This is a genomic window from Pyrodictium delaneyi, assembly GCF_001412615.1.
GTDB lineage: Archaea > Thermoproteota > Thermoprotei_A > Sulfolobales > Pyrodictiaceae > Pyrodictium > Pyrodictium delaneyi.
In genome coordinates, this window is the sequence record NZ_CP013011.1 from 1,371,974 (window position 1) to 1,384,496 (window position 12,523).

Here is a 12,523-nt window from a genome sequence, read left to right on the forward strand (position 1 = left end):
TTTAGGGGCTGGGCTGGTAAATAGATGCAGTGAAGCCCCAGGCTGTCGTGCAGAACATTAACTATATTAAAGATAGCTTATCTTGTAAGCCAGGTGAAACATAGCCCCTATGTTTGATATATCATTCCATTATAGAACAATATTACTATAACTTTGCTGAATGAATATAAGATACTCTAAGTCTAATACAACGTAGAGAAATGGCACAAAACTTGTAGCTGGTTAGACCGATCAAGATAGCCGCTCTATAATCAGTGCTAGTATACTCTGATACACTATCTTGATATCTAGTTCTTTGCGCAGTGTGCATACACTATTACCTTGGTATAGGTATAATAGTGTGTTATTTGTGTAGTTATCAGAACTTTTGAGCTAATGAACAAATTGTATACTTCAGACGTGCGCCCAGTATATAACTGGCCAATTACAGAGTATAACCATCTGGAGAACAGGTACAAAGTCTGAAAGAGGTGCATCCTAAGCCATGAACAGACTCGTATACGTGTTAATACCCGTAGTGCTAGTCGCGCTAGCAGCTGCAGGATACGTCTACCTCAAGGGCGCAGAGGCTCCGACAGCGGAGACCACTGTAGCGAGTACCACTCCACAAACCATGACGGGGCAGTCGATACCCGGAGGCCACGGCCCCGGTGCTGGAGGGGCAAGCGTCTCGACGATGGTTCAGCAGCTTCCGGCAGAGCCTCTCTCAGAGGATGAGAAGGAGAGCCTACTCTTCATGGTCGAGGAGGAGAAGCTGGCCCGCGACGTTTACAACAGGCTTGCAGAGATGTACCCTGAGGTGCAAGTGTTCGCAAATATTGCGAGGAGCGAGCAGCAGCACGTAGACTCGGTAATGCAGCTAATAGAGAAGTACGGGCTGGAGATAGATCTCGGGCAGCCCGGCGAGTTCCACAACCAGGAGCTACAGCAGCTCTACAACGAGCTAGTAGACCGCGGCTCTAAGAGCCTAGAAGAAGCACTGAAAGTGGGCGCACTGATAGAGGAGAAGGACATAGTTGACCTAAAGGACTGGCTCGCTAAGGTAGACAACGAGGACATCAAGCTAGTCTACGAGAACCTTATGCACGGCAGCTTCAACCACCTATGCGCCTTCACAAGGACGCTGAAGAACATGCTGGGCATAGACTACAAGCCAGTACTCCTCGACGAGGAGACATACAACAGCATCATATCCAGCTGCTCCATGGGCGGCCCCAAGCAGTAAGAAGTTGGAGAGTGTGGGGACACGAGGCATCCATATTATTATTATTTTGGCTTAGTGCTACCCTTTGTCGTGTCTTCATTAATACCTCTTGGCTACAGTCGGCTATAGTGTAGACACCGAGCCTTAGTCTCTAAAACACCCAAGACTATTGGCTCGTATCTAGATCCTTTCCTAGGTCTCGCTCTAGCGTCTATTCTAGCATGCCTAGTGGGTTGAGCCGCCAGGTGTAGAGGGCCATGCCTGCTACTGCTTCGTCGTAGCCTAGTGCTGCGAGGAGCTCTAGGTCCCGTGGGCTTGCTATGCCTCCGCTGTATGCTAGCCTTGGTGCACCTGCCTCCCGGGCTAGCCGGGCTAGCCTTGCCGCGCGGTGGATGTCTACGCCGCGTAGCTCGCCTTCGTGGAAGACCTGGGTGTAGAATATACCCCAGATGCCCCGGGTTCCGGCTGCCAGCTTCACGGCCTCGGCTAGGGTCATCGGCTCCCGTGCTCTCCACGCGCTGGTCGCGGGCAGCGCCTCCCAGGACTCCTCGACGGCTGGTACTACTATGCCTGGGCCGAGCGCTGCCACAGCCTCTTCTAGGAACTCGGGGCGGCGGAGCCACGCGCTAGCCACTACTAGGCGGTCGGCGCCCGCGCTGTGAGCCTCCTCTAGGGCCTCTATGGTGCGGAGCCCGCCGCCGAGCTGGATCGTGACCCCTGTCTCCCTCTTGGCCCATTTGACCAGGTCTAGGACGCAGCTGCTGGGCTTGCCCCTGGCCGCGCCGTCTAGGTCGACTATGTGGAGGGTCCTGGCGCCCAGCGTGTGCCAGAGCGCTACGAGGCGCCTGGGGTCTCCGAGGCGTAGCCCGGTGCCGGGAACCCCGCGGACCAGCTTGACGGCCTCGCAGCCGGCTACGTCTATGCTGGGTACGAGCCGGGGCCTGGAGAGCGGGCAGGGCATGGCTAGGGTATCACCCTGTCCACGCTGAGCACTAGTATGTCCCGGGCGCCGCGCTTACGGGCCTCGACGAGGACATGTGCTAGCCGGTCTTCCGGCACCACTGTTATCACCTCCCACATGGGCCGGGGGCCCTCCACCCTGGCTATAGTCGGCCCCGACATCGAGGGCAATACCTCTACTACCTGCTCCAGTACCTCCTCGGGCACGTTCATGAGGACTAGCTTGTAGCCCCTTGCCCTCAGCACGCTCCTCACAGCCTCCACGATGACCTCGACGAGCGGATCCTGGGGGTCTACGTGGCTGCCCCTGATCAGCTTAGCCTCTGTCCGCATAACCTCTGCTATTACCCGTAGCCCGTGTAGCCGGAGAGTAGTCCCGGTCGATGAGACGTCTAGTATAGCGTCTGCCACGCCTAGCCTGGGCATCGCCTCAGCCGAGCCCGTTATCCTGATTATCCGGGCCCGCACCCCGTGGCTCTCGAAGAACCTCCGGGCGATGTTGACGAACTTAGTCGCCACCCGGACCCCATCGGGGAGGTCCCTGATGCTCTCCACCGGCGCCTCCTCCGGCACTGCGACCACGAGGCGGGCGCGGCCGATCCCCAGGCCCTCGACGATCTCTAGGCCCTCGCCGCCATGCTCCTCTATGTAGTCGAGCCCCGTGATGCCGAGCTCTGCGCCGCCCGCAGACACTATCGCCGGTATATCCTCGGGCCGGACGTAGACCAGGGACACGTTGTCCCAGTTAGTGGGCACTATCAGCGCGCGGGTCGCGTCGGGGCTATAGAGCGGCTCTATGCCTGCCGCCTCTAGTAGTCGGAGCACCGGCTCCCGTAGCCGGCCCTTGCTCGGGACAGCTATCCTTATGCCCACTCCATACTCACCCCGCATAGCTTCCTGCTCATGAGCAGCAGAATCGGAGAGGCGTAGGCCGCATACAACGGTCTAAATGGTGTCATGCTTGCTCTGCAGCGCCCCGTGCCTAGGAGAACCGGGTAGTATGCGGGGCGACTAGCCTCTATGCTGTAGCGCCTAGAGGTGAACCCAGTTCATCTCCAGCCCCTCCTCTCCCGGGGAATGGGCTACCCGTCCCACCAGGGATTTAAACATAGAGCCCTTATAGCCGGGTACAACATAGCATGGTGTGAACGGCTACGCCCTACTTTACCCTAGCCACCTCCACCAGGTCGCTATGACGTGCTAGAGGAGACCTAGGCTCACTGTCTCCCCGGTGGTGGAGCAGGCCTTGATGGAGCAAGAGGACAAGGAGCTAGAGAAGCTGATAGAGGACATGGTGCGCAGGATGATAGCCAAACCAGCCATAGAGGAGGACTCCCAACGCGGGGAAGGCGAGGAGCATCCAGTAAAGCTAGTGCTCGACGACAGGGAGCTAGAGAAGATCGTGTGCAGCAAGCCCGTAGCTATAGTGCTCTTCACAAGCCCGGGATGCCCAGCCTGCCACGCATATCGACCGATATTCTACCACTACGCTGGCGAAGCCCGCCGCCGGTACGGCGACAAGGTGGAGTTCGTCGAGGCGGACGTATACCACGTATACGACAAGGCTGTCGAGCTGGGCATATCAGCTACGCCGACAACCGTTGTGTTCCGACACTGCCGGCCGGTGGACGGGTTCGTGGGCATGGTTGATGAGGAGACCCTCGCGGAGATGGTCGAGCCGTACATCCGGGAGGCCTAGAGCCCGGGCAGCCTCTTCTTCATACCCGGTTTCGTGAGGTATATCAGGGCGTCGACCTCCTCTATGCCGCTCGTTTCTCTCCACTCCTCCCCGACCACGGCTATCGCTGCTACTGCCTCTATTCTAGCGCGTGCCTCCTCCACGAGAACCCGGAGAGCACGGAGGGTACGTCCTGTCTCGACGATATCGTCGACTATGAGCACGTGGTCGCTCCGGCCCAGCGCGCCCCGGGGGATGCAGAAGCTAGGCTCCCCAGGGCTGCACTGCTCTTCCTCGGGCAGCCCGAGGCGCCGCCGGGCCACCGTGAAGGGTGTCTCTAGGGCTAGGCTCAGGCTAGCGGCGAGCGGTATGCCCGAGGCCTCGGGCACGAGTATCCTCGTTATCCTCTTGCCCTGGAGCCGGCGGGCATAGTAGAGAGTGACTAGGAGCAGGTAGAGAGGCTCCGTGAGCACCACGCTCGTGTCTAGGACGCCTCCTGTCTCGGCCATCCTCTCTGCTAGGGCGCGGCGGGGGTCAGCGAGCCTCCACAGACCCTCAAGGATCTCCACAGCCTTCTCGGGGCTAGGGAGGCTCTTCCCCGTTATGTACCGGGATAGGAGGGGCGCGGGTATCCCGGTGGCCCGGGATAGCTCCCGGTAGCTGTACCTCCTCTTGGCTAGCCGGAGCGCTGCAGCCACGTTTAGGGATAGCCGGGCCTTCTCTAGTCTCTCAGAGCCCACGGGCATACCGCTAGCGCACCACCCGGTTACTAAGACGCGTTGTTAAACGAGCTGATTGAACAACCCGGGTGGTACTCGTTGAAGAACCCGCTTATAAACCGTAAATCGCGCCGCCACGCGTCATGGGAGTTGAGCCGTGGCCTCTAGGCGCGAGTTCATCAAGATCCTCGGTGCGGGCGTAGCAGGCCTAGTCGTTGGCACGGGCCTGGGCTACGCTCTCCGTGGGAGCCCGCAGCCGCAGCAGACAGTCACTAGCCCGGCTCAGGCCACGAGCCAGGCGCAAGTCACAGGCAGGACCCGCAAGATTAAGGCGCTTTGGGTCTATGTGGGCCCCATAGGCGATTACGGCTGGACTCACGCTCATAATCAAGGCAGAGTCAATGCCGAGAAGAAGCTTCAGGGAATGGTGGAGACCAAGTACCTGGAGAAGGTGGCTGAGGACCAGGCCTACCCGGCGATAAAGCAGGCTCTCGAGCAGGAGCACTTCGACGCAGTCTTTGCCACGAGCTTCGGCTTCATGGATGCTGTGAAGAGACTCGCCAAGGAGTACCCGGACGTGATGTTCTACCACTGTAGCGGCCCCTGGGAGGCCTTCCAGGACCTCCCCAACGTAGCCACATACTTCTCCGAGTTCTATCAGCTATACTACCTCAACGGTATCGCCGCCGGCGCGGTAACAGAGACTTGTAAGGTGGGCTACGTCCCCGCCTTCCTAATACCAGAAGTAGTACGTCACATAAACGCCTATGCGCTAGGCGCGGTACACGGCGCCAAGCTCATGGGCAAGTGTGGGGGCGGCGAGAACCTAGAGATCTACGTCACTGCGCCGCTACGCAGCTGGTTCAACCCCGACAAGGCTCGCCAGTACGCAGAGACACTCATCAACCAGTACAAGGTAGACGTCATAGCCTTCACAGAGGACTCCACCGCCGTTCTCGAGACAGCCGCAGAGTACGGCGTGTACAGCTTCAGCCACTACAGCAACATGCTAGACTATTTCGTCCACGGTAAGGGCGCTGAGACCGAGATAGCGAAGAAGATAACCCGGGCCCACCTTACCGGCCAGATAGCCGACTGGACACCGATATACGTCTACCTTCTCGCCAAGAAGATAACCGGCATAGCCGAGAAGGAGGATATCTGGGCCAGGATAGGCGACTTCGTCCCGATACGCTGGAGGAGGCCAGTAGCCCAGTCTACAGCAGGTAAGCCGGAGGGCGCAGCCTACCTAGCACCGCTCAACACCGAGGTCATACCGGCAAAGGCCGTGGAGGAGATCAAGAGGCTCTACGAGGACATGAAGGAGCTCCTATTCGAGCCTTTCACTGGCCCGATACGCGGCTACACGATAGACCCGGCGAGCGGTAAGCAGGTCAGCGACGTGGAGGTGAAGGTGCCGGCTGGCGTCCGCTGGGGGCGCGACGAGCTCTGGAGCGAGAAGACGATGAACTGGTTCTACGAGAAGATAATAACCCTGGGTGGCTAGCCCCAGCTAACCCATGCGTACAAGTAGATAAAAGGGGGCCATTGCCTCTTTTTCTCCATCTAATACTTGGTGTAGTAGCAGCCTTGAATGGAGACCCTATAAGCAACATGATATTCTTCTTGTTCTGGCTCCTGCTGCTCTTCAGTATAATGGAGCCTATACTGAGCCTCCGCAGGCTGCAGGCAGCTAGGCTAGCGCTGATACGCCAGATGGAGCAGAAGTATGGCTGGCGCGTAGTCACGTTAATCCACCGCGAGGAGAGGGTAACGTTCTTCGGCATCCCGATACAGCGGTTCATAGACATCGACGACTCTGAGGCCGTGCTCCGGGCGATAAGGACGACGCCTCCAGATAAGCCGATAGCACTGATACTCCACACGCCGGGCGGGCTAGTACTCGCAGCAAGCCAGATAGCACGGGCGCTGAAGAGGCACCCGGGCAGGAAGATAGTCATAGTGCCCCACTATGCTATGAGCGGCGGCACGCTCATCGCACTAGCAGCAGACGAGATACTCATGGACCCCAACGCCGTGCTCGGCCCACTCGACCCCCAGCTCTCGCTAGGCCCCCAGGGCCCAGTAGTCCCGGCGCCGAGTATCCTCAAAGTCGCGAAGATGAAGGGCGATAAGGCCAGCGACACTACACTGATCGTAGCCGACATAGCAGAGAAAGCCATTATGGAGATGCAGGAGGTCATAACTGATCTGCTGAAGGACAAGATGGGCGAGGAGAAGGCCCGCGAGATAGCCAAGGTTCTCACCGAGGGCAAGTGGACACACGACTACCCGATAACCGTGGAGAAGGCCAAGGAGCTAGGCCTACCCGTAAAGACCGAAGTGCCGCCAGAAGTCTACCAGCTAATGGAGCTGTATCCACAGGCCCCGCACAACCGGCCCGGCGTAGAGTTCATTCCCCAGCCGCTGCCACAGCACCCAGTCCGCCGAGGCCAGAGAGCCACCAGCTAACTCAACTCTACACAGTTTTTACCCGCGTATGTGACGGAGTTTCTCCAGCGTTACTGCATAACCGCTATACACTACAAGCCTCGGGTACGCATGATGGATATCACTAGTTATCTCGGGACAACGTCTCCGCGGCTTTCTTCAACCCGCGGGTGTCCAGAAGTTCGTGGGCTAGAGGAGCTTTGCAGCTCGTCCTAGTAACGGGCTCTGGTAGCAATGTTGGGAAGACCACGTTCGGCACAATGCTGGTAAAGGAGCTGGCACAGCGGGGACTGCACGTAGCTGTGGTCAAGCATGTTCACCACGGGGTGGACTACCGGGTCAAGGATACAGGGCGCTATCTTGGGGCCGGTGCTGTGCGGGTCGCGGCCATCGGGCCCGAGGACTACATGATTGTTGAGAGGAGGCGCATAAGCCTCTGGGAGGCCCTCGGGCTACTAGGGGACGTGGACATTGTGGTCGTAGAGGGGTTCCGGGAGCAAATTGGCGAGGTCATCGGCCGTGGTGGCTGTGTTGTCTACATAGCCCGTGAGCCGGGTGAGCGGCCACAGGCTGGCAGCGAAAGACTGGTAGCAACACTTGCCCGCGGACTGGAGGAGGCCCTTGCCCGTGTGCTAGGTCTGCTAGAGCAAGGGCTTTGCAGACTCAGGGAGATGTAGAGCCGGATGGGAGGGGCTCCCAGGGTGGCAGCTATACCCGAGGAGGTGCGGGGTCTCGCAGCCCGTGTGCTAGAAGTCATCGACCATGAGGAGGAGCAGTTCTCGGGGACACGTACACTCCGGGGCCATTCGCTCCTAGTAGCCTACTATGCCTCGGCTATAGCAGCGAGGCTTGGCCTAAACCCTGTGGCGTATTATCTGGCAGGGCTTTTCCACGACTACGGTAAGCTGGAGGCACGGGCTCGGGGCCTCGACGAGGAAGAGTATACCGTCACGGCCGCCAGGGAACTTCTGAAGAGACTCGGCGCGCCCGAGGAGATCGTCGAGGCTGTGACTGGAGTGCTCAGCCGCGGGACCACCAACGACCCTGTGCTCGGCGACGCTGACGTGCTCTCGAAGCTCGGGCTCCGGGGCCTCGCCGAGTTCGTGGCGAAGTGGACGGCCCGGGGCAGCGACCTCGTAGGCATGCTGGTCGAGGGGCTCCCCCGGGAGTTGACAGTAGCCCGTAACGTGGATCAGTACCTCTGCACCATGGCCGCCAAGGAACTAGCCCAGCCCCTCGCCAGGGAGACCCTGGAGGTATACAAGAGGCTCCTGGAGGAGGCTGAGGAGGCGCTAGGCCTAGGCCTAAGGCTCGTAGAGGAGAGCATCGAGGGAGTCATCGCGGTCTTCGTTACGCTGGATCGCTGCCCCAATTGCCTCCGCGGAGGGCTGGAGAAGCGGCTAGAGCCCCGCCGCGGACGAGTATGCCGGGGCTACAAGCTTGTACACCGTTGCCCCAGCTGCGGCTGGGTTGCCTCCGGTGGCGTGTGCCTCCCGAGGAGGCAGTGCAGTGGCCTCGGGAGCTCTAGGAGCTTGTGTCCGAGCTGCCAAGACTAGGGAAGGGGCAAGGACTATCCGCGCGTAGCAGAACGTATCAGTCCCTGGCACTCTAGGAGTCTCCGGGGGTTTCCGGCCTCTTGGCCAAGGAGTGTATTGTCCACATCATAGGCGTGAAGGACGGGACTGTCCTGGATGAACAACGCATAGTAGAGGGAGCCTCTACTGCTGGCGAGCTTCTCGAACGACTCGGCCTAGGCGACGCCACGGTATACGCTAGCGGCAAGAGGCTAGAGCCCGGCGACACACTACCCGGGGGCTGCCAGGGCGTCACTGTGCTGGCTCCGCCGCCCGGTGTACTACTCGCCAAGGTGACCGGACCCGGGGAGAAGGTAGACCTCGACCAGCTCTCCAGGCTCATGGCCCGGCGTGCCACTGTCCTCGGAGGCGGCGCCCTCGTAGCCTTCATGGGGTTCGTGAAGGGCCGGGTAGGCGGCGCCCAGGTGACGAGGCTGGAGTATGAGGCTCTGGAGCCGCTCGCTACACAGAAGCTCCGGGAGCTTGCCGAGAAATACGCAAGGATCCCCGGCGTGATAGACGTCGCCGCTATACACTACCACGGGGGCCTAGAGCCCGGCGACCCAACGATATACATCCTCGTCACAGCTGTGACACGGAACATCGCATTCCACGCTGCTGCGCTACTGCTGGAGGAGATCAAGCACAGCGTCCCCATATACAAGCTCGAACGCCGCAGCGACGGCGACTACTGGATACTAGGCGACGGCACCAGGATACCCCGCAGAGCCAAGTGACAACACTTTCTCGTGCTATAGGCCTAAACCTGGTGTTTCGGTCACTCTTCCTCATATCATCCAAGCGGCTACGGGTCTCGGCCTAGCCTAGGCTATAGTGAACAGTGTCGCCGTTTCAGCGACTGCCCTACGCCATGTAATATGGCTTGGGCCTACATCCTGCCTGTCATGATGTGGAGCCGGCTCCACACTTGTATTCAGCAGTAGGCTCCACAGAGCCGCTATAGGTGTAGACGCCTATTCTTAGCTTAAAGACGGAGGGTTCTCCTTTGCCAGATGCCAGGGAGAGCATAGAGAATGGTGATATCGACGCTGTGCTTCAGGCGCTTGGGCATCCACTACGCCGCCGCATAGTAGAGGCTCTGGCCGAGAGCGGCGAGATGAGCTACGCTGAGCTCATGAGGAGAGTGGGGATCGACGACTCGGGGACCTTCGCTTTCCATCTCCGGAGGCTCCGTGGACTTGTGGAGAAAGACGAGAAGCGCGGTGTCTACCGGCTCACCCAGCTAGGGCTACGGGCCTATCAAGCACTCCAGCTGGTCAAGACGGGGGTCGCTGAGGATGTAAGGACTAACGAGTCAAGGGCTACAGACGAGCATGCAGAGAGTAGGCGGCCCTCACGGGAGGAGATTAGGCGGCCACATGGCAAGAAAGCGCTCTGGGTCATCAGCGACCGTACCAGTTTCCGGCTTACAAGAGAGCATCTGGAGAGAGCACTCAGGCGTGGCAAGAAGATACTACTAACTGACATAGCTACACTCGTCGTAGAGCCGGTCCCCGAGGAACTGTTCGAGGAAGCTGTCCACGCTGTTGTGGACGTTGCGCGTGTCTACGCCCCGGAGTACCTGCGAGCAGTCCTAGACGAAAAAATGCACGATGTACTCACGGTAAAATACTACGACCCGTCAGAGGGTGTGCCGCAGCCAGGTCTACTCGAGACACTCATTGAGGCGCTTAGCTCCCTCATCTCTAAGGCGGTCGAGGCAGCAGCCATAGCTAGGGGTATGGGCAAGCAGCCAGTAGAGGTGGATAGGGTCTTCAGCCAGCACGGCGAGGAGCTGAGGCTCCGCACGGAGGCTTGTTCCCTCCGGGTCTTGCCCGGAAATAGCAGCGTTATACGTCTCCACGGCCGCTCTCGCGGGGAACCTTTTGTAGAGGCTATAGAAGCCGAGAATGGACTAGCCGTCTCTATACGTGGTTCGCGCGAGACTAAGCTACAGCTAGACCTGCCGCCTAAATGGCCCCGCCGCCTAGCACTAGAAGCCCGGGCGGCCGGCGTCAAGGCCACGGACCTGGAGCTGGAGAAGCTGAGCATCAAGGCCAGCGCGTCGGCCCTGATGATAGCGGCTAGGCTTGTAGGCGATAACCCCGCCGCGGATATAGCGTGCAGCACAGGCGCCCTCCAGATAGACTTCAAGGGAGACTGGCGTGGCGAAGCCCTAGTCTCGCTAAGGCTAGGCGCCTCCTCCGCCAAGCTGGAGCTAGTAGTTCCCCGGGATGTACGCGTAGCCGTCGAGACCCAGTTGTCCGCATCATCTGCTAGTATCATGGTTGACGGAAAGCGGGTCCACGGGGGCTTCCAGGAGCCCGGCTACGAGGAAGCCAAGCAGAAGCTCCGGATAATAGTAGAAGGCACTGCAAGCTCAGCCAAGGTAAACATTAGAAGACTTGAGGACTAGCAACAGTAGGGGCAACAACCAGGCCCAGCTCGTTACAAGGGTCTAGCCAGGGATCCTAGTAACACTAGAGGCCCGATCCGTGGTAATCGATAAATGCTGATTACGGCAGCTGCTTACCCGCCACAGTTACTCTGCTGCCACACGGGTGCCCCAGCGCCTTGAGGCGGCTTGTGGCGTTCCTACTGGCTGCATCTGCCCCGCTAGCCTGGGCTACTAACGTGGTGGCCTCCCGCGTCCTAGTGACGAGCGGGGTCAACCCGTTCGCCCTAACCGCGGTGAGATGGGCCCTCGCAGCTCTGCTCATGGTTGTCTACTCGCTCGCCAGGGGCCTGGGAGTGCCTGTTGGGCGCCGCCTATTGCTCGCCGGGCTCCTCGGGATAACCATGTTCAACAACTTGCTCTACTTGGCTCTAGGCTACGCCCCAGCTGCGCTAGTTGGCCTTGTGTTCGGCCTGCTCCCGGCCGTAACTATGCTCATGGCCCGCGCCCTAGGGGTTGAGCGGGGCGACAAGGTGCTAGCAGTAGCGGCGGTCGTGGGCCTCGCGGGCGTCGCACTTCTCGAGGCAGAGGGGCTCCGGAGCCCCGGCACTATGGAGTGGCTGGGAGTACTCCTGGCGCTCGCCGACGTCGCTGTATGGGCTCTCTACACTATCGAGTCCCGTAGACTTACCCAAGGACTGCACCCCCTAGCAGCGCTGACCGGCAGCACAGTGCTCAGCACACCATTCAACACAGTTGCCGCCTTGCCCTGGCTCGGCCAGAGCATAGCCGCGCTAGGAGACCCTCTGCTCCTATCACTGCTCCTCTACATAGCGGCTGTGCCAGGCTTCCTCGCCTACCTAGCCTGGTTCCACGCCGTCAAGGAGCTAGGCCCGACCACTACGAGTCTCTTCGTAGACCTCCTGCCTCCAGCGACCCTCCTACTGGCGGTCGTGACGCTTGGCGAGAAGCCGCGCGGGCTGCAGCTGGCAGGCACCGTGATGATACTGCTGAGCCTAGCACTAGCGGCGCGGAGACAGCTACAGCTAGCATCACAGAGAGCTGGGGCTGAGTAGTACCAATCAATGCATAAAAGCGTCTAAAGGTGGTTCACGGGGACGCCATAGCGTCCTTGAGGATCTCGGCCCTATTGTCAGTTACCGTTGTCTCTTAGGCTGGTGGGCCGGGATCCTCGTACTCTACTATGATCCATGTGTAGTCCTTCTCTTCCTGTAGCACTGGCGCTAAGAGGACTGTAGGTGCTAGGCGGCCTAGTTGTGGATTCCTGCTAGCAGTCAGTGTGTAGGGCGCCGCCTCCACAGTGTATGGTGGGCTGTAGGCCCTCGGCTCCGGGGCGGGGCAGGCTTGAGCCTCTAGTAGGAGTAGCTCGGAGTCCCTCTCCGCTCTTGCTAGGAGATAGGCGCCCGGCGGTTTTGCCATTAATGAGCCCTGGCGGAGTCTGACAGAGCCCGCCGGGGTTTCAGCTGCTACGTTACCCCGGAGGACGAGGAGGACGATGCAGCCTGCTTCTCCAAGGACTAG

At 59.7% G+C, this 12,523-nt stretch carries 13 protein-coding genes; 9 read left to right on the forward strand and 4 right to left on the reverse strand.

The genetic code is table 11. From position 1 onward, the window contains the following. Positions 1–484 precede the first annotated feature (484 nt). A complete protein-coding gene (locus tag Pyrde_RS07010) occupies positions 485–1,225 on the forward strand; it encodes a DUF2202 domain-containing protein (RefSeq protein WP_055409397.1) in 741 nt (246 codons plus the stop codon). Positions 1,226–1,415: 190 nt separating this feature from the next. Here the strand turns inward: Pyrde_RS07010 and Pyrde_RS07015 are convergent, their stop codons facing one another. Continuing rightward, positions 1,416–2,165, reverse strand: coding sequence for a 1-(5-phosphoribosyl)-5-[(5-phosphoribosylamino)methylideneamino]imidazole-4-carboxamide isomerase (locus tag Pyrde_RS07015; RefSeq protein WP_055409399.1), 750 nt, complete (start codon positions 2,163–2,165; stop codon positions 1,416–1,418). Positions 2,166–2,167: 2 nt separating this feature from the next. Then, positions 2,168–3,037 (reverse strand): ATP phosphoribosyltransferase, encoded by an 870-nt coding sequence (hisG, locus tag Pyrde_RS07020; RefSeq protein ID WP_231656704.1) that lies wholly within the window; start codon positions 3,035–3,037, stop codon positions 2,168–2,170. Positions 3,038–3,413: 376 nt separating this feature from the next. Between hisG and Pyrde_RS07025 the strand changes: the two genes are divergently transcribed. Continuing rightward, positions 3,414–3,863: a thioredoxin family protein gene (locus Pyrde_RS07025; protein WP_231656837.1), complete on the forward strand. Its 450-nt coding sequence runs from the start codon at positions 3,414–3,416 to the stop codon at positions 3,861–3,863. Here Pyrde_RS07025 and Pyrde_RS07030 read toward each other — a convergent pair. After that, on the reverse strand, positions 3,860–4,588 hold the full coding sequence (locus tag Pyrde_RS07030) for a phosphoribosyltransferase family protein (protein ID WP_055409403.1): 729 nt from the start codon (positions 4,586–4,588) through the stop codon (positions 3,860–3,862). The two genes, Pyrde_RS07025 and Pyrde_RS07030, sit on opposite strands and share 4 nt — an antisense overlap. A gap of 130 nt (positions 4,589–4,718) precedes the next feature. Here Pyrde_RS07030 and Pyrde_RS07035 point away from each other — a divergent pair, with 130 nt between their 5' ends. The 7 genes from Pyrde_RS07035 (at position 4,719) to Pyrde_RS07065 (ending at position 12,057) form a co-directional block, all read left to right on the forward strand. Further along, positions 4,719–6,068, forward strand: a complete 1,350-nt coding sequence (locus Pyrde_RS07035; RefSeq protein WP_055409405.1) for a BMP family ABC transporter substrate-binding protein — start codon at positions 4,719–4,721, stop codon at positions 6,066–6,068. 83 nt (positions 6,069–6,151) lie between these two features. After that, entirely contained in the window at positions 6,152–7,033 is an 882-nt protein-coding gene (locus Pyrde_RS07040; protein ID WP_231656705.1) for an SDH family Clp fold serine proteinase, read from the forward strand. Positions 7,034–7,212: 179 nt separating this feature from the next. Next, entirely contained in the window at positions 7,213–7,689 is a 477-nt protein-coding gene (locus Pyrde_RS07045; protein ID WP_055409407.1) for a molybdopterin-guanine dinucleotide biosynthesis protein B, read from the forward strand. 24 nt (positions 7,690–7,713) lie between these two features. Beyond that, the gene (locus tag Pyrde_RS07050; protein WP_055409409.1) at positions 7,714–8,568 is read left to right on the forward strand and encodes an HD domain-containing protein; all 855 of its coding nucleotides are present in this window, start codon (positions 7,714–7,716) and stop codon (positions 8,566–8,568) included. Positions 8,569–8,648: 80 nt separating this feature from the next. Continuing rightward, positions 8,649–9,323, forward strand: coding sequence for a molybdenum cofactor biosynthesis protein MoaE (locus Pyrde_RS07055; protein ID WP_055409411.1), 675 nt, complete (start codon positions 8,649–8,651; stop codon positions 9,321–9,323). A 269-nt stretch (positions 9,324–9,592) separates the two neighbouring features. After that, positions 9,593–11,002 (forward strand): DUF7347 domain-containing protein, encoded by a 1,410-nt coding sequence (locus Pyrde_RS07060; RefSeq protein WP_055409413.1) that lies wholly within the window; start codon positions 9,593–9,595, stop codon positions 11,000–11,002. A gap of 158 nt (positions 11,003–11,160) precedes the next feature. After that, on the forward strand, positions 11,161–12,057 hold the full coding sequence (locus Pyrde_RS07065) for a DMT family transporter (RefSeq protein ID WP_055409415.1): 897 nt from the start codon (positions 11,161–11,163) through the stop codon (positions 12,055–12,057). Positions 12,058–12,151: 94 nt separating this feature from the next. Here the strand turns inward: Pyrde_RS07065 and Pyrde_RS07070 are convergent, their stop codons facing one another. Next, complete coding sequence (locus Pyrde_RS07070; RefSeq protein ID WP_055409418.1) at positions 12,152–12,421, reverse strand: hypothetical protein; 270 nt, start codon at positions 12,419–12,421, stop codon at positions 12,152–12,154. Positions 12,422–12,523 lie beyond the last annotated feature (102 nt).